The organism is Streptomyces sp. NPDC034043 (genome assembly GCF_055575675.1).
Window position 1 is genome coordinate 60,835 of record NZ_JBVISF010000019.1, and the last position, 16,813, is coordinate 77,647.

At 70.5% G+C, this 16,813-nt stretch carries 16 protein-coding genes; 4 read left to right on the forward strand and 12 right to left on the reverse strand.

The window, feature by feature from the left end; genetic code table 11:
- Window positions 1-196: 196 nt before the first annotated feature.
- Genes ACZ51S_RS31185 through ACZ51S_RS31200 form a run of 4 tightly spaced genes read left to right on the forward strand, consistent with a single transcriptional unit; the run spans window position 197 to window position 3,820 of the window.
- Complete coding sequence (locus ACZ51S_RS31185) at window positions 197-1,267, forward strand: acyl-CoA dehydrogenase family protein (RefSeq protein WP_468479476.1); 1,071 nt, start codon at window positions 197-199, stop codon at window positions 1,265-1,267.
- A 58-nt stretch (window positions 1,268-1,325) separates the two neighbouring features.
- Window positions 1,326-1,796: a nuclear transport factor 2 family protein gene (locus ACZ51S_RS31190; protein ID WP_388943908.1), complete on the forward strand. Its 471-nt coding sequence runs from the start codon at window positions 1,326-1,328 to the stop codon at window positions 1,794-1,796.
- 18 nt (window positions 1,797-1,814) lie between these two features.
- A complete protein-coding gene (locus ACZ51S_RS31195; protein ID WP_467896635.1) occupies window positions 1,815-2,882 on the forward strand; it encodes an LLM class flavin-dependent oxidoreductase in 1,068 nt (355 codons plus the stop codon).
- The gene (locus tag ACZ51S_RS31200; RefSeq protein ID WP_468479475.1) at window positions 2,879-3,820 is read left to right on the forward strand and encodes a 3-hydroxyacyl-CoA dehydrogenase NAD-binding domain-containing protein; all 942 of its coding nucleotides are present in this window, start codon (window positions 2,879-2,881) and stop codon (window positions 3,818-3,820) included. The genes ACZ51S_RS31195 and ACZ51S_RS31200 overlap by 4 nt, the downstream gene beginning before the upstream one ends.
- Window positions 3,821-3,906: 86 nt before the next feature.
- On the opposite strand, the gene ACZ51S_RS31205 is transcribed toward ACZ51S_RS31200, so the two are convergent.
- From ACZ51S_RS31205 to ACZ51S_RS31260, 12 genes are all read right to left on the reverse strand, one after another.
- Window positions 3,907-4,746 (reverse strand): AfsR/SARP family transcriptional regulator, encoded by an 840-nt coding sequence (locus ACZ51S_RS31205; protein ID WP_468962685.1) that lies wholly within the window; start codon window positions 4,744-4,746, stop codon window positions 3,907-3,909.
- A gap of 290 nt (window positions 4,747-5,036) precedes the next feature.
- Window positions 5,037-8,885, reverse strand: a complete 3,849-nt coding sequence (locus ACZ51S_RS31210; protein ID WP_468479472.1) for an amino acid adenylation domain-containing protein — start codon at window positions 8,883-8,885, stop codon at window positions 5,037-5,039.
- A 311-nt stretch (window positions 8,886-9,196) separates the two neighbouring features.
- Window positions 9,197-10,138 carry a ribose-phosphate diphosphokinase gene (locus tag ACZ51S_RS31215; protein ID WP_468479477.1) on the reverse strand — a complete coding sequence of 314 codons (942 nt, stop codon included), beginning with the start codon at window positions 10,136-10,138 and terminating at the stop codon, window positions 9,197-9,199.
- An 11-nt stretch (window positions 10,139-10,149) separates the two neighbouring features.
- Window positions 10,150-11,232: an alkene reductase gene (locus tag ACZ51S_RS31220; protein ID WP_468479471.1), complete on the reverse strand. Its 1,083-nt coding sequence runs from the start codon at window positions 11,230-11,232 to the stop codon at window positions 10,150-10,152.
- Window positions 11,233-11,288: 56 nt separating this feature from the next.
- Window positions 11,289-12,233 (reverse strand): pseudouridine-5'-phosphate glycosidase, encoded by a 945-nt coding sequence (locus ACZ51S_RS31225; protein ID WP_388943893.1) that lies wholly within the window; start codon window positions 12,231-12,233, stop codon window positions 11,289-11,291.
- A gap of 11 nt (window positions 12,234-12,244) precedes the next feature.
- Window positions 12,245-12,478 (reverse strand): tautomerase family protein, encoded by a 234-nt coding sequence (locus ACZ51S_RS31230; protein ID WP_468479470.1) that lies wholly within the window; start codon window positions 12,476-12,478, stop codon window positions 12,245-12,247.
- A gap of 143 nt (window positions 12,479-12,621) precedes the next feature.
- A complete protein-coding gene (locus ACZ51S_RS31235; protein ID WP_468804028.1) occupies window positions 12,622-13,539 on the reverse strand; it encodes an EamA family transporter in 918 nt (305 codons plus the stop codon).
- Window positions 13,539-14,204, reverse strand: coding sequence for a uracil phosphoribosyltransferase (gene upp, locus ACZ51S_RS31240; RefSeq protein WP_388943883.1), 666 nt, complete (start codon window positions 14,202-14,204; stop codon window positions 13,539-13,541). Before upp ends, ACZ51S_RS31235 begins: the two co-directional genes overlap by 1 nt.
- Before the next feature lie 95 nt (window positions 14,205-14,299).
- On the reverse strand, window positions 14,300-14,989 hold the full coding sequence (locus ACZ51S_RS31245; RefSeq protein WP_388943880.1) for a phosphoribosylanthranilate isomerase: 690 nt from the start codon (window positions 14,987-14,989) through the stop codon (window positions 14,300-14,302).
- Window positions 14,990-15,131: 142 nt separating this feature from the next.
- Complete coding sequence (locus ACZ51S_RS31250; RefSeq protein ID WP_468804030.1) at window positions 15,132-16,070, reverse strand: alpha/beta hydrolase; 939 nt, start codon at window positions 16,068-16,070, stop codon at window positions 15,132-15,134.
- Window positions 16,071-16,098: 28 nt separating this feature from the next.
- Window positions 16,099-16,269, reverse strand: a complete 171-nt coding sequence (locus ACZ51S_RS31255; protein WP_468804032.1) for a hypothetical protein — start codon at window positions 16,267-16,269, stop codon at window positions 16,099-16,101.
- Between the two features lie 7 nt (window positions 16,270-16,276).
- The gene (locus ACZ51S_RS31260; protein ID WP_468479466.1) at window positions 16,277-16,774 is read right to left on the reverse strand and encodes a nuclear transport factor 2 family protein; all 498 of its coding nucleotides are present in this window, start codon (window positions 16,772-16,774) and stop codon (window positions 16,277-16,279) included.
- Window positions 16,775-16,813 lie beyond the last annotated feature (39 nt).

Genomic DNA, 16,813 nt, shown 5'->3' on the forward strand with positions numbered 1-16,813 from the left:
TCGAGGCGGGCCGGGACGGTGTCCGCCGCCTCGGCCGTCGAGCGCCTTTCCAGCGGCGCTGGATCCGCCGCCGCCAGGGTGACTCCGTTGCCACCGGATGGCGCGCCGCCACGAACGAGCGAGGAAAGTGGTACTGATGCCGAGCTTCCCGTCATCGGACACGGATCTGCATGTCAGAGCACAGGAGTTGGCTTCCGTGGCCGTCCGGTACGCGGAGCGGGCCGACGCCGATCGCGCGCTGTCGCGCACCGTGTCCGACGGGATCGTCGACGCCGGCTTCGCCGGGCATTTCGTGCCCGCCCGCTGGGGCGGGCGGGACGGCACCGCGACCGAGCTGCTGCACGCCGTCTCCGCCCTCGCGCAGGGCTGCACCTCGGCCGCCTGGTGCGCCTCGGTCATCGCCGGTGCCGGCCGGATGGGCGCCTTCCTCCCGGAGGAGGGGCAGCAGGAGCTGTGGGCCAAGGGCGCGGACACCGCCGTGGTGGGCGCGCTGATGCCGCGCGGCACCGCCACCGCGGTCACCGGCGGCTGGCGGGTGTCCGGGGAGTGGGACTTCACGAGCGGGGTCGGCTTCTCCGACTGGGCCCTGGTGTGCGCGCTGGTGCCGCAGGACGGCGCGCAGGTTCCGTGGTTCTTCGCGCTGCCCCGCCAGGAGTACCGGGTGGCCGACACCTGGAGCTCGATCGGCATGCGCGGCACCGGCAGCAACACCCTGGTGGCCGACAACGTGTTCGTGCCGGCCCACCGGGGCTTCACCCGGCAGGACATGATCGAGGGCCGGAGCGTCGGTTCGGACGCCCGCTGCCACACCGCCCCGCTGCGCCTGCTGAGCGGGCTGCTCTTCGGCGCCCCCGCGCTCGGCGCGGCCCGCGCCGCCCTGCGCGTATGGGCCGAGGACTGCCGGACGGGTGCGGAGGAGGAGGCCCTCGGGCTCCGTACGGCCGCCTCCCGCGCGGTGATCGCCGTCGATGCCGCCGAGTTGCTGCTGGAGCGTGCCGCCCGCGTCGCCGACGCTCCCACGGCGACGGCGCTCGAGCTGGTGCGCAACCCGGCCGACTGCGCGTACGCCGTCGAGCAGTCGGTGGAGGTCGTCGAGCGGCTGCTGCGCGCGTCCGGCAGCTCCGGCCAGCTCGCCGCCCACCCGATGCAGCGGATCTGGCGCGACGTGCACAGCCTCGCGAGCCATGTGGCGCTGCGGTTCGATCCGGCCGCCGGCGCCTACGGGTCGCGGCTGTTGTCCTCCACCGCCGGGCTCGGCGCCCCATGACCCAGACGACGACGCAAGCGATGCCGGCACGCCGGCTGATCCAGGAAAGGCAGCTCGTATGAGCGACTCCACCCCCAGCACCCCGCGCACCGCGGCGGAGCCCTTCGTCTCCGCCGAGCTCTACACGCAGGTGCAGCAGTTCTACGCCCGGCAAATGGGTCTCCTCGACGACGGCTTCCCCGACGCGTGGGCGGAGACGTTCACCGAGGACGCCGTCTTCCAGGAGGCGAGCCGTCTGGACGAGCCCCTGCGCGGCCGCGTCGCCATCCGGGACTCCTCCCGGGCCCGCAAGAAGCGGCTCGAGGCCGACAAGATCGACTTCCGGCACTGGCTGGGGATGCTCGACGTGCGCCCGCAGGCGGACGGCTCTCTGCACGCCCGCAGTTACGCGCTGGCGATGCGTACGAGGACCGGCGGCGAGCTCGACATCTTCGCCAGTGTCGTGTGCCACGACCGCCTGGTCCTCGTCGACGGCACCTGGAAGGTCGCCGAGCGGGACCTCCACCACGACGGCTCCGGCCGCGACTGACGAGGCTGAGGAGCTTTCGTGAAATTCGGGATCGTCTTCTTTCCCACTGTCGGCCCCGCCGACAAGTCCGCCCAGCAGTACTTCGACGAGGCGCTGCGCCTCGTCGACCTCGCGGAGGAGCTGGGCTTCGACCACGTGAAGATGGTGGAGCACTACTTCTTCTCGTACGGGGGCTACAGCCCCGACCCGGTCACCTTCCTCGCCGCCGCGGCGGGCCGTACCAAGCGCGTGCGGCTGGGGACCAGTGCCACCATTCCCGCCTTCCAGCACCCGGTGAAGCTGGCCGGCAAGCTGGCGATGCTGGACAACATCTCGAACGGCCGTGTCGACGCCGCGTTCGGGCGGGCGTTCCTGCCGGACGAGTTCAAGGCGTTCGGCATCGACATCGACGAGTCGAAGGACCGTTTCGTCGAGGGCGTCGAGGCCATCAAGCGGCTGTGGACCGAGGAGGACGTGGTCTTCGACGGCCGGTTCCACCAGTTCGGCCCGGTCACGCTGCTGCCGCGGCCGGTGCAGGCCCCGCACCCGCCGGTGTTCGTGACCACCGCGCGCAGCGCCGAGTCCTGTGCCGAGGCGGGCCGCAACGGCCACAACCTGCAGACCGTGCCGAACGTCATGTCCACCGAGGAGCTGCAGAGCCGACTGGCGCTCTACCGCGCCGAGTGGGCCGCCTCCGGTCGTGCGGCGGGCACCGAGCAGATCCACTTCAGCTACCCCTGCGTGGTCTCCGAGGACGGCGAGGAGGCCCGCGTCAAGGGCCGTCTCGACGACGACCGCAACTCGGCGGCCATCCGGGACGCCGTCGCGTCGTGGGGCACCACCCGTTCCGAGGCCTATCCGGGCTACGAGAAGCTGGTGGAGGCCACCAGGACCTCCCACTTCGAGAGCAAGATGGAGCAGCAGAAGCTGCTCATCGGTGCCCCCGACCAGGTACGGGCGCAGCTCGAGCAGATCTCCGAGTGGTTCGGTGACGACATCACCATCAGCCTCGGCGTGCACTCGGGCCACCTGTCCTTCGAGGACGCGGCCACCACGATGCGGCTGATGGCCGAGCAGGTCATCCCGAAGCTGGGGGCGGGCGCGTGAGCCAGGACAAGCGCGTCGTCACGGTCATCGGTGCGGGAACGATCGGGCTGGGCTGGATCGCCCTGTTCCTGGGCCACGGTCTCAACGTACGGGTCAACAGCCGGCGCGAGGACGCCCCGCGGATCGTGGCCGAGGGCCTGGAGCTGTTCGGTCCGTACCTGCCGGAGGGCAGCGCGGACCCGGCCGGCTTCGCCGAGCGGCTCAGTTTCGAACCGGACCTGGAACGGGCGGTGGCGGACGCCGACGTCATCGTCGAGAACGCTCCCGAGAACCTGGAGCTGAAGCAGGAGCTGTACGAGCGGATCGGCAAGGCGGCCCCGGCCTCCGCGCTGCTCCTGTCGTCCACCTCCACCCTGAACCCGGACGACATGGGCGCCCGGATGGCCGACTCCAGCCGGCTGGTCGTGGGGCACCCCTTCAACCCGCCGCACGTGGTGCCGCTGGTGGAGGTCGTGGCCGGCGAGCGCACCTCCGCGCGGGCGGTGGAGGAGGCCGTCGCCTTCTTCACGTCGGTCAGCCGCAAGCCGGTCGTCCTGCACAAGCCGATCATGGCGTTCGCCGCCAACCGGCTCCAGTCGGCGCTGCTGCGCGAGTCGGTGCACCTGGTGCGCGAGGGCGTCGTCACGCTGGAGGAGCTCGACCAGGTGGTCACCCACTCCATCGGGCTGCGCTGGGCCACCGTGGGGCCGTTCCTCGCCTTCCACCTGGGCGGCGGCCAGGGCGGCCTGCGCAAGTGGCTGGGCACGCTCGGCTCCAACCTGGAGCGCGGCTGGGAGGGGCTCGGCCGTCCCCCGATGGACGACGAGACCATACGCTCGCTCATCGAGCAGGCGGAGGCGGCGTACGGTTCGAAGACGTACGAGGAGCACGTGCGGGAGCGGGACGCCAAGCAGACGGCGATCCTGCGCTCCCTCGCCGAGGTGAACGACCGGGCGTGACCCGCGCGGGGGCGTGACCCGCGCGGCACGGAAGAGTCCCGGTACGGCCCACAGGCCGTACCGGGACTCTTCCGTGTCCGGGGACGTCAGGCGCCCGACGGGGCGGCCGTGCGCGGCCTGCCGGCGGCGCCGTCCTCGGCGGGGACCCGGGCGGCGGGGGGCGAGGCCTGCGGGACGGGGCTGAGGAGGCGGGCCTGAAGCTGCTTGAGCTCCAGGGAGGGCTCCAGGCCCAGTTCGTCGGCGAGCAGCCGGCGTACGTCCTGGTAGGCCTGGAGGGCTTCGGCGCGTCGGCCCGCCGCGCCGAGGGCGCCGATGAGCTGGCTGTGGAACCACTCGTTGAGCGGGTACTGGTTGATCAGCTTCCGCAGCTCCGGAATGGACTCGCGGTGCCAGCCGAGCTGCTCCTCACAGGCGATGCGGATCTCGAACGCCCGGATGCGCAGCTCCTCCAGGTGCACGATGTGCCCGGCGAGCAGGTCGCCCGCGGGGAAGTTCGACAGGGCCGGCCCGCGCCAGAGGTCGAGCGCCTCGCGCACGGTCCGCAGCGCGGTGAGCGGGTCTCCCTGGCGCAGCTCGCCGCGCGCCTGGGAGACGAGCCCCTCGAATATCCGGATGTCCGTCTCGGAATCGTCGACACGGATCGCATAACCGGGCGGGCTGGTGATGATCAGTGGGCGGTCCGCCGGTACCAGCCGTTCGTTCACGAACATCCGGCGTGCGTGGTAGATGTACGTCTGCAGCGTCGTCACGGCGCTGCGCGGCGGTTTTTCGCCCCACAGTTCCCGTATGAGCGCGTCGGCCGTCACGATTTCGTTGGGTCTCGTGAGCAGCAGGGCCAACGTCTGGCAGACCTTGGGGGTTCCCGGGCGGTAGGCCCTGCCGTCGTCCGTGACGATCTCAAAGGGTCCAATGAGATTGAAACGCATGGATGGTAGCTCCTCGTCAGCAAGACAGCGGCAATTTCCGAACGGTCATCGACGGAGTTTGGAATGCGATAGGCAGTCCGCCTGAGTTATAAGAAGTCTCTTCCAGGTCTCCGACGCACGTCAACCAACCGAATGTCAGGGCGCCGTCAACTTGCGTCAGAATTACGCCGCCTTTCCCCGGATTCGCGGAACCTGAGCCAGGAAAGCAAAAAAGGCGGCCGCCCTGCCGGAGAAATCCGGCAGGGCGGCCGCCTTTGTGCGGACTACCTGTTTTCCGAAATCACCTGTTCCTACTCGCCGAGCAGGTACCGGATGTGCTTGACCAGCTCGCCGATGTCCTCGCGCAGCAGGCTGTAGTGGTCGGCGTCGAGGTCGATGACCGTCGGCGGCTCGGCCGAGTAGCCGCTGCTGTTCTCGAGGAACGAGTAGTCGTCGCCCTCGGCCTTGAAGATGCTGATCGGCGCCTGGAGGGTGCGCTCGGCCAGCTCGCGGAACGAGTACTCGAATTCGTAGGTCTGGCCCACGACCGAGATGATCCGCTTGGCGAGGTCGACGTCGATGCCCTTGAGCTCGCTGATGAACTCGGCGAAGGACGCCTCGTCCGTCACGGTCTCCAGGCACTTCTCCAGGTCCGGGCCGGAGATGGTGCCGGTGAACACCGAGAAGAGGATCGTCGTGTAGGCGCGGTTGGCGAAGGACGCCTCGCGGCCCCACACCTTGCCGTTCTCGGCGCGCACCTTCGGCGAGCCCGGGGCGATCAGGAAGAGGTTGTCGACCTTCTCGCCCGCCTGCTCCAGCTGGTAGGCCGTCTCGAAGGCCACGCGGGCGCCGAAGGAGTAGCCCCACAGGGTGTAGGGGCCGGTCGGCTGGAGCTCCTTGATGGCCTCGATGTCCGCCTTGGCCATCTCGACGATGGTCTCGTACGGGGTCTCGCCCTCGTTGATGCCGTACGACTGGACGCCGTAGAACGAGCGGCCGAGACCGATCTCGCCGGCCAGGGTGCGCAGGTTCATCGGGTAGCCGCCCAGGCCCGGCCAGCACAGCACCGGCTTCTGCTTGCCGGTCTCCGCGTGCAGGCGCACCAGGCGCGAGGACTCCTGGGCGACCTCGCGCTCGAGGCGGCGGGCGAGCTTCTCGACCGTCGGGGACTCCAGGACGGTCTGCAGCGGCAGGGAGACGCCCAGGCGCGAATTGAGCTCGCGGACCAGGCCGACGGCGATCAGCGAGTTGCCGCCCGACTCGAAGAAGTCGTCCTGGACCGAGACGCTCTCGCGGCGCAGGGCCTTGCCCCAGATCTCCGCGATCTCCTTCTCGGTCTCGGTGCGCGGGGCGACGAAGGGACGCTCCACCAGCTCGGCGTTGACCTGGTCGGAGACGGCCAGCGCCTTCACGTCGATCTTGCCGTTGGCCGACAGCGGCAGCCGCTCGAAGACCACGACCCGGTTGGGGATCATGTAGTCGGGGAGGAAGCTGACGAGGTCGTCGCGGATCAGCTCCGCCGGACCGCGCATGTGGACGCTGTCCTCGCGCATGCCCTCGTGGCCGAGCTGCTCGTCGCTGACGCGGCCGCCGACGAAGAAGTACATCGGCCCGCCCTCGACGCCGTTCTCGGCGAGGACGGCGTCCATGCGGCGGGAGGCCGGCAGCGGGTTGCCCGTCTTGGAGCTGTAACCGGAGGACATGAAGCCCAGGTTCAGCCCGTTCATCATCAGGTGCTGGAGCTTCTTGCCGAGGGTGATGTAGTGCAGCCACTCCTCGGGCGCCCGGCTGTAGACGCTGATGCCGAAGCTGGCGGCCTGGTACACCGACTGGTTGATCGCGATGACGTGCTTCTTGAGGACGATGTCGTCGGAGAAACGGTTCAGCGCACCGTTCTCGTAGCGGTACTGGCCCTCGGGCAGGCCGGCGACCTTGCCGCCGTGCGTCTGGACGTAGACCTCGGCGTGGTCCTCGCGCTCGCCCGCGTTCGGGACGAGCTCGAAGGTACCCAGGTAGTAGTCCTCGTCGGCGACGTCGAGCAGCTCGCGGACGGCCGGCTCGTAGGCGCGGTCCTGGATGTCCAGGCCGTAGGCCGGCAGGACCTGCTCGAAGAGGCCGACGATGTGGCCGGTCTCGATCTCCAGGACTTCCTGGATGTTGTTCTTGTAGACCGGCTCGATGCCGCTCTTCTTGCCGATGAAGTGGATGTGCGCGGTCGGCTTGCCGGTGGCGGCCTTCTCGCTGATCAGCACGAGCTGGTGACGGACCGGCTGGTAGTAGTAGTAGCCCGGCCGCAGCCCGCCGACGCCCTCCAGCTCGAAGTACATCTGCGTCGCGTACAGCGCGCCCGGGGAGGCGTAGCCGTACTTCGGGAGCAGCCGCTCCTCGCTGACGTACTGGCCGAACCAGCGCAGGATCTGGCCCAGTTCGGCCGGCGCCAGGTCGGCCGCCTTGCGGGAGTAGGCCGCGGTGACCTTGGCGCCGAGCAGCTTCAGCAGGTCGTCCTGGGTGACGGCGCCGCCCTCGTAGAAGCGGTACGTCTTGCGGGCGAAGACCCGGGCGCGCTGCTCGGGGGTGGGCGCGGAGCCCTCCAGGTCGAAGGCCTGGCGGGCGGCCAGCTCGGCGTCGTCGCGCAGGCCCGGGTTGGACAGCTGCGCCTTGACCTGGAGCTTGCTCTTCTTCGACGCGTGGTGGGAGCCGTGGTTGCCCTGGTCCATCAGGGCGGCTTCCTTCTCGCTCAGCTCGACGCAGGCGATCAGGTTCTGGAAGCCGGTGCGGCCGTCGTTCTTGACGATGACGGCGGCGTTGCGGACCCAGTCGTGGTTCTCGATCGCCAGGGAGATCTCGTCCAGCTCGACGCGGTAGCCGCGCAGCTTGACCTGGTTGTCGGCGCGGCCGGCGAACTGCACGGTGCCGTCCGGGTTCCACTGGCCCAGGTCGCCCGTCTTGTACAGGCGGGTGGGCGCGGCGCCCTCCTCGAGCTGGATCTCGAGGAAGCGCTCGGCGGTCAGGTCGGGGCGGTGCAGGTAGCCGCGCGCCAGCTGGATGCCGCCGATGTACAGCTCGCCGATCTCCCCGACGCCGACCGGCTTCAGGGTCTCCTTGTCGAGGATGTGGTACGTGGTGCCGTGCACCGGGCGGCCGATGGAGATGGACTGCGGTCCCTCTTCCAGGTCGGCGGGGTCCACCACGAAGGAGGAGGAGTTGATGGTGGTCTCGGTCGGGCCGTAGACGTTGATCAGCGCCCGGCCCGGCATCTCCTGCGTGGTCTGGATCGCCAGCAGGCGGGAGAGGGCCTCGCCACCGCTGAAGATCTGCTGGAGGGAGACGCACTCGCCGAACTTCTCGGTGTCGAGCAGGCCCTGGAGCAGCGTCGGGACGCACTGGAGGGTGGTCACGCCGTGCTTGACGATGGTCTCGATGAGGCCCTCGGGGTCGGCGTAGACGCCCGGGGCGCCCATGACGACGGTGGCACCGTTGGCCGGGGAGAGGATCTCCCACTGGGCGGCGTCGAAGCTCATCGGGGTCTTCTGCAGGACGACCTTGCTGCGGTCGATCGCGTAGGTCTCGCGCAGCCAGCCGAGCTGGCTGACGATGCTGCCGTGCTCGATCATCACGCCCTTCGGCTTGCCCGTGCTGCCGGAGGTGTAGATGACGTACGCGAGGGAGTCGGGCCGGGCGCCCTCGGCGGCCGGGAGCTCGTGGCCCTCCGGGAGGACGAACGCCTCGGACTCGCGCAGGGTGACGACCCGGACGTCCTGCGGGGCCAGCTCGCGCAGGCGGGACACCAGGCGCTGCTGCGCCAGGATGATCTTCGCCTGGCTGTTCTCGATCATGTAGCGAAGCCGGTCCTCGGGGTACTCCGGGGACAGCGGCAGGTAGGCGGCTCCGGCGCCGAGGATGCCCCACGCACCCACCATCAGGTCGATGGAAGGCTCGACGAAGAGGCCGACGCAGTCGTCGGTGGAAACACCGAGGTGTCTCAGGTACTCGGCCAGGGCCGAGCTCCGGGAAGCCAGCTCACGGAAGGTGAGCTTCTCCTCCCGGTAGGCGACGGCGACCGCGTCGGGGTGCTCGGCCACGCGTTCCGCGAGCAGGCCGGGCAAGGTGTTGGTGCCGCGCAGGGTGGGCTCGAGCACGCTGGTCTCCTGAAGAGTCATTTCCCGCTTCCTTAAGTTCCGTTTGTGGAGCAGCGGGCGCGTCGGCCGCCCCCGCAGGCCGGGCTCCGCGAGGCAGCGAGCCCGGTGGACGACGCCTCACCGCCAACGTGGGGGCGGTGTCCGCGCGGGGCGGACACCGCGGAAGCGGTGCGGCGTCAGTGGCCGAGACGACTGCTCGGCCGGATGAAACCGAAGAACTGAGGGGCGCAAGGGCAAAGCCTCACCACCCGGAAAGACCGGAACGGCGCGGTGCGTGCGGCCGCCTCCCCCTACGGACGGACGGGCCCTCCCCGGGCCGCCCGTCCGGGCGATCACCGGCTCCGCAGGAGCCGGGTTACTGACCCGTTGTCGAACACCTCCCTGGTGGCACCCGCGATGAGCGGGGCGATGGAAAGGACGGTCACCTTGTCGATGCCGAGTGCTGCGGGCACCGGAAGGGTGTCGGTGAAGACGAACTCGCTGACGCGCGAGTTCTTCAGGCGGTCCGCGGCGGGGCCGGAGAGCACCCCGTGCGTGGCCGCCACGATGACGTCCCGGGCACCCTGCGCGAACAGGGCGTCGGCGGCGGCGCAGATCGTGCCGCCGGTGTCGATCATGTCGTCGACCAGGACGCAGACGCGGTCGCGAACCTCGCCGACCACCTCGTGGGCCGTGACCTGGTGGGCCACGTCCTTGTCGCGCCGCTTGTGGACGATGGCCAGCGGAGCGCCGAGGCGGTCGCACCAGCCGTCGGCCACGCGCACGCGGCCGGCGTCGGGCGAGACGACGGTGAGGTCGTCCCGGTCCACCTTGGAGCCGATGTGGTCCGCGAGGACCGGCATGGCGAACAGGTGGTCCACCGGACCGTCGAAGAAGCCCTGGATCTGGTCGGCGTGCAGGTCGACCGTCAGGATCCGGTCCGCGCCGGAAGTCTTGAGCAGGTCCGCCACCAGGCGGGCCGAGATGGGTTCCCGGCCGCTGTGCTTGCGGTCCTGGCGGGCGTACCCGTAGAACGGCAGGATCACCGTGATGCTGCGTGCCGAGGCCCGCTTCAACGCGTCGACCATGATGAGCTGTTCCATGATGGACTTGTTGATCGGGGCCGTGTGGCTCTGGATCACGAAGCAGTCCGCGCCGCGCACGGAGGCGTGGTAGCGGATGTAGATCTCGCCGTTGGCGAAGTCGACCGCCTTCGTCGGGACCAGGGTCGTGCCCAGCTCGGCCGCGATGGCCTCGGCCAGCTCGGGGTGTGCGCGCCCCGAGAAGAGCAGCATCTGTCGGGAGCTCACGCGGCGCCGGCCCCTTCGAGCGTCGGGTAGTCGGTGTAGCCGGTGTGGTCGCCGCCGTAGAACGTGCTCTGGTCGGCCTCGGCCAGCGGGGCGCCGGTGCGGATGCGCTCGGGCAGGTCCGGGTTGGCGATGAAGGACGCGCCGAAGGCGACGGCGTCGGCCAGGCCGGCCTCCACGGCCTCGGTGGCGGTCCGGGCGTTGACGACGACGCCGTTCTCGGGGTGGGGGCACAGGATGACCGCGCCGCTCCACCGCGCGCGCAGGTCCGCGATGTGGTCGCGGTTGCCGCCCTCGAGGACGTGCAGGAAGGCGAGGGGCGGCAGGGCCGCGAGGAGCGCCTCGTAGACGGCGTGGGTGTCGCCCTCCACGATGTCGTTGTACGGGTTCGAGGGCGAGATGCGCACGCCGACGCGGTCGGCGCCGATGCGCTCGCAGACCGCCTCGATCACCTCGACCGGGAAGCGGACGCGGTTCTCGACGGAGCCGCCGTACTCGTCGGTGCGCCGGTTGGTGTTCTCCGCCAGGAACTGGTGGAGCAGGAAGCCGTTGCCCGCGTGGATCTCCACCGCGTCGAAGCCCGCCTCGATCGCGAGCTCGGCGGAGTCCGCGAACTCCTCGACGATCCCGGCGATCTCCCCGGTCGTCAGGGCGCGCGGCTCCGGGTAGTCCAGCGGACCCTCGGGGCCGTAGGCCTGGCCGGCCGCGGTGACGGCGGACGGGGCGACCGACCGGTGGCCGCTCGGGTACAGCGAGGGGTGGCCGATGCGGCCGCAGTGCATGAGCTGCGCGGCGATCAGACCGCCGCGGCCGTGCACGGCCCCGGTGACCGGCTTCCAGGAATCGGCCTGCTCACGGGTGTGCAGGCCCGGGCTGTTGCCGAAGCCCTGACCGGTGACCGACGGCTGGATGCCCTCGGTGATGATCAGGCCGGCCCCCGCACGCTGACCGTAGTAGGTGGCCATCAGTTCGGTGGCCAGACCCTCGCCGGTGGCCCGGTTGCGGGACATGGGCGCCATGACCACTCGGTTGCTCAGGGCCAGCTTCCCCAGAGTGACCGGCTCGAACAGCTTCTCGGACATGTGTGTGTCTCTCCAGACTGAGGTCAACGCGTGGTGCGGGGGCGGTTCGTGTGCGCTCAGCGGCCGGCGAGCTCCGCGAGGTGTGCGGAGTGGGCGACGGCCAGGCGGCCGGCGGCCTCGGCGCAGGAGGCGAGGACGGCCATGTTGGCCTTGGCGGAGCGGCCGTCCGTGGCGGCGTCGACCGCCCGCATCAGGTACTTGGTGATGGCCTGGCCCGAAACGCCGTCCCGGGTGGCCTCGGCGACGGCGGCGCGGATGGCCGTGTCCACCTCGGCGGAGTCGATGGCGTCCTCCTCCCTGACCGGGGTGGTGATCAGGAAGGAGCTGTTGTTGCCGAGGGCCCAGTGGGCCTCGATCGCACGGGCGATGACCTGCTCGTCGTCCAGGCGGTGGGGGGCCTTGTGGCCGCTCGTACGGCAGTAGAACGCGGGGAAGTCGTCCGAGCGGTAGGCGACGACGGGGACGCACTGCGTCTCCAGGTACTCCAGGGTCAGGCCCAGGTCCAGGATCATCTTGGCGCCCGCGCAGACGACGGCGACCTTGGAGCGGGTGAACTGGATCAGGTCCGAGGACACGTCCCAGGTCTCCTGGGCGCCCCGGTGCACGCCGCCGATGCCGGCGGACGAGAAGAACGGGATCCCCGCGAGCTCGGCCGCCACGACCGAGGAGGCCACGGTGGTGGCTCCCGGGCCGCCCTGCGCCAGGACGACGGGCAGGTCCCGGCTGGACACCTTGGGGATGCCCGGCAGGGAGGCGAAGCGCTCGATGTCGGCGTCCGACATGCCGACGCGGATCTCGCCGGCCTCGATGCAGATCGTCGCCGGCACGGCGCCCCCGGACCGTACGGCGTCCTCCACCTTGCGGGCGGTGGCGGCGTTGTCCGGGTAGGGCAGGCCGTGGGTGATGACGTTGCTCTCGAGGGCGACGACGGCCTTGCCCTCGTGGAGGGCCTCTCGGACCTCCTCGGTGTAGACGACGGGGATGCCGCTGCTCGCGCTCATCGGGATGTCTCTCAACTCTCGTTCCAGTAGCCGGGCCGCTTGACCAGGAGGTCCCGGCGGGCCGCCATCTCGGTGAGGACCTGGGCGTCCCAGTCCTCGGGTGCCACCGGCTCCAGGGAGATCGAGACGGTGTCCTCGCCGGTGGCGAAGGTCCGTGTCACGGCGGCGGTCACCGCCTCGTCGATCGCCCTGAGCTGTTCGGCCGTGAAGTCCCTCGGGTAGTGCCTGATGTGGATGTGGGGCACGGACTCGGTCCTTCCACGGTCTGGGTGTCTGGGGGTGGGTGGCACACCGCGGACGGGGGAGGCCGCGGTGTGCCACCACCGCTCCCCGCCCTGGTCCCGGGGGGCAGGGCCGGGCGGGGAGTCGTGGGCGGGGATCCGTCGCGTTACGTTCTGACGGATTCCCGCGAGGTCTCTCGGGCCGGCTCCGGCCCGGGCTCCTTCTTGCCCGTCCTCGGCTGGGCCAGGACCACCGACGCGACCACCGTCAGCGCTCCGACGATCTGGAGCGGTGAGAGCGCCTGGTCGAGGACGAAGTAGCCGAGGAGGGTGGCCGTCAGGGGCGAGGCGAAGCTCAGGAAGGACACCGCCAGGGCGGGCAGCCGCTGCACACCGCGGAACCAGATCGCGTAGGCGACCAGGGCCCCGATGATGCCCAGGTAGGCGAAGCCCCAGAGGTTCTCGGCGGTGATCTCGGCGGGCAGGCCCTCGCCGATCAGCGCGACCGGCAGCAGGACCAGGCCGCCGACGGTGAGCTGCCAGCCCGTGAAGGGCAGCAGGCCCACCCCTTCGGGGCGTCCCCAGCGCTTGGTCAGCACGATGCCGGAGGCCATGCTGAGCGCGCCCAGCAGACCCGCGACGACACCGGTGGCGTTGAGCCCGGCGTTCGGCTGGATGACGAGCAGCGCCACACCGGCCGTGCCCAGGGCGCAGGCGGCCAGGTGGATCCGCCTGATCTTCTCCTTGAGCAGCACGGCGCCGAGCAACAGCACGATCATCGGCTGGATCGCCATCACCAGCGCCGCGACGCCGCCCGGCAGGTTGTAGGCGGCCACGAAGAGCAGGTAGAAGAAGGCGCCGATGTTCAGCACGCCCAGCACCAGGGCGCGCCACCACCAGATGCCCTTCGGCAGCGTCCGGCCGATGGCCACCAGGATGAGGCCGGCGGGCAGGGCACGGAGCAGCGAGGCGAGCAGGGGCCTGCCCTCGGGCAGTAACTCCGTGGTCACCAGGTAGGTGGACCCCCAGACCGCCGGGGCGAGCGCGGTGAGCGCGGAGTCCGCGAGCGTTCGGCTGCTTCTCATCAGGCCGCTGCCGAGTCGGTCGTGCCGAAGTAGCGGTCCCCGAAGTCGCCGATGCCCGGGATCATGAACGCGTTCTCGTTGAGGCGTTCCTCGATCGACGAGGTGACGATCGTGACGGCCGGGTGCTTGGCGTGGACCGCCGCGATGCCCTCGGGCGCCGCGAGGAGGTTGACGAAGACGATGCGCTCCTCGCGCACGCCGGCCTCCAGGAGGACGTCGATGGCCGCGTTGGCGCTGCCGCCGGTGGCGAGCATCGGCTCCAGGGCGAGGATGTGCCGGTCGGCGATGTCCTCGGGGAAGTTCTTGTAGTAGAGGTGCGGGAGCTTGGTGACCTTGTTCCGCTGGATGAGCACCTTGCCGACGGTGATGTCGGGGATGACCTGGCGCAGCTCGTCGAGCATCGAGTCACCGGCCCGGATCACGGGTACGGCACACAGTTTGGTGCCGAACTTGAGTCCGTCGTACGTCTCCCCGACCGGCGTGACGGCATCGTGCTGGTCGAACGGCAGCCGGTCGAGCGCCGATTCGATCAGGAGGCGGATGATGCGCCTGGAGTAGAACACGAAGTCCGCGCGGGACGCACTGCGGTCACGGATGATCGTGTGCATGGCCCGGAGCTGGTTGGTCTGCGGCAGCGGGTGGACGTTGTGGTGGCCGGTCGCCATGGGAAACCTGTTCCTGGTCGGTCGTGGAGACGGGCTGCGGCCGAGCCGGGGCCCAGGGGGCCCGGATACCGCAACCGTGTGGTCGGGTGCCGAGGTCAGGAGCCTGCGATCTCGGCGAAGGCCTTGCGCGACTCCGCCACGAACTTCGCCACCTTCGCCCGGTCCTTGCGCCCGTCGGAACCTTCGAGGCCGGTGTGGGCGTCGACGGCGGCGGGCTTGACGAAGCGGATCGCGTCGGCGACGTTGTCCGCGTTCAGGCCGCCGGCCATCATGAGGGGCTTCGGCGAACGGCGCACGAGTTCGGCGCTGACGTTCCAGTCGTGGGTGAGACCGGTGGCGCCCTTGGCGCCGGTCGCCGGGTCGAAGGTGTCGGTGATGAACATGTCCACCACCTCCGCGACCTCGTCGACGAGCTGGAGGAGCTCCTCGGCGTTGTCCTCCTTCACGACCAGGCTCTTGAGCACGTACAGGTCCGGTCGGTTGGCCTTCAGCTTGCGCAGCTGCTCCGGCTCGACGTCGCCGTGGAGCTGGACGGCCTTGACGCCGAGCTGCGTGGTGAACGCGCTGATCTCGTCGGCGTCCGTCATGTAGCTGATGAGGACGCCTTCCTGAGGTGCGGTCAGGCCCGCGATGATCTCCGTGGCCGCGGCCTCGGAGATGTCGTCCTTGCCCGACGGAAGGCGGAGCGGGAAGCCGAACCAGTCGCAGCCTTCCTCGGCCAGGAGCTTGGCCTCCTCGGCGTCGATGATGCCGGCGACCTGCACCAGGTCCTTCACGTCACTCATGCGCGTTCCTTTTGTGGGATGAGGCAGATGATCCGAAACCCGCCGGGAACCGTGCGGAGGTGTCCCGTATGAAAGGTTTCGCCGGTCATCTCTGGATGCTCATCAAAAGGCTCGTAGGTCGCGGTCCGTGGGTCAACGGGCCCTATGTCACGTATGCGTCAACCTTCTTCAGATCCCGGTCAGGCGGCGTCACGGCCCGGCCAATCGTCACGCCGCGGGCGAGCAGGCATTCCTCCAGGTGGGACAGGACCCTCAGGTGGTAGGAGCGGGCGGCCCAGCCCAGACTGATGTTGTGCCCAGCATGGGCCTGCCGGGCCACCTCTGTGGAGGCCGCCACCAGCGGAGTCAGCAGTTCCTCCAGGGCCTCCCCGTCATGTCTCCACCACAGTTCCTGTTCGGCGAACGTGAAGCGCACGGGCACCCGTACTCCGGCCGCCACGGCGGGGTACATTTCCGGCCAGTCCAGGGTCTCCCGAGCCTCCCGGGCGGGCACCGGCCGCAGCAGCCCCTGCCCGAGCCGGAAGGCGTCCGGCGGGTAGAACCGCAGCGCCCCCCAGTGCCGGCGCCATTCGCCCGGCAGGTCGGGGCCGGGCAGCCGGCCGGGCTCGACGGCGAAGCGCCGGCCGATGCCGGAGACGTCCACGCCGAACGGGGCGATGTCGCCCGCCGCGGCGGCCGCGGCCGACAGCGCGAGCCGACCGCCGTTCGAGTGGGCCACCAGGAAGCAGCCCGCGCCCAGCTCGTGCCGGCGCGCGAAGCCCTCCAGGGCGGCGAGCAGGGTCGCGGTCTGCCCGGCGAGGTCCTGTCCCTCGGGCAGGACGGCGGCCGAGGCCCCGTACCCGGGCCGGTCCAGGGCGAGTACGGCGTAGCCCAGCGAGGCGCCCAGCTCCAGCAGCGAGAGCCCGGGCCGGGCCCGGCTGTCGAAGTAGCCGGCGCTCATCCCCGCGCCGTGCAGGGCCACCACGAGCGCCCGGGGCGCCGGCCGCGCGGGCAGGGCGAGCAGCCCGGAGAGCGGAATCCCGTCCGCCTCGAGGATGACGGGGCGGACGGGAGGCGGGCCGGGGGACGGTGAGGAGGGCATGCGGGTTCTCTCCTGGGTAGGGACGGGTTCAGCGGCCGGGGCGCGCGGCCCGTCTCCGGGCGACGGCGAGGGCCCAGACGGCCCGGCGGCGCAGCAGCGTGGCCAGGGGCGGGGCGGGGAGCCGCAGCGACTCGTGTGCGTGTGCGCGTACGGGGTCCCGCGCGGGGACCCAGTAGCCGGCGATCTGCACGGCGTTCACCGGGTGCTCACAGCTGGACTCCGGTGAGCTCGGGCAGGCGGACCCCTGAGTCCCATACGACGTGGAACGCGACGTGGTTCAGCCGCCAGCCGGCCTCCGTGCGTACGGCGCCGGCCTCCGAATAGCCGCCGACGTCGAAGCGGGCCTCGGGTCCGTCCGCCCCGTGGTGGACGTGGGTGGTGAGCTGCTGGGCCCGCAGGGTGGCCCGGTCGCCGTCGAGGACCACGGAGTGGTTGGTGCTCAGGTGGTGCGTACGTGCCCACCGCTGCCGGGCCTCGCGCTGGAAGGCGGCGAAGGCCTCGATGCCCGCGCAGACGCCGATCGGGAAGGCGAAGGTCGCGTCCTCGGTGAAGAGCGCGCCGAAGGCGTTCTCGTCCTCGCCGGTCCCGTCGTGGGTGTCGAGGGCCGTGATGTAGCGGTCGAACAGTTCGCGTAGTTCGGCACGGTCGCGCAGGACCTGGATCTGGTCGCGCAGGGCCGCGATGTCGTCATGGGTCGAAGGCATGGCCTCTCCAGATGGCGGACTTCATGGGCGTGGGGCGCC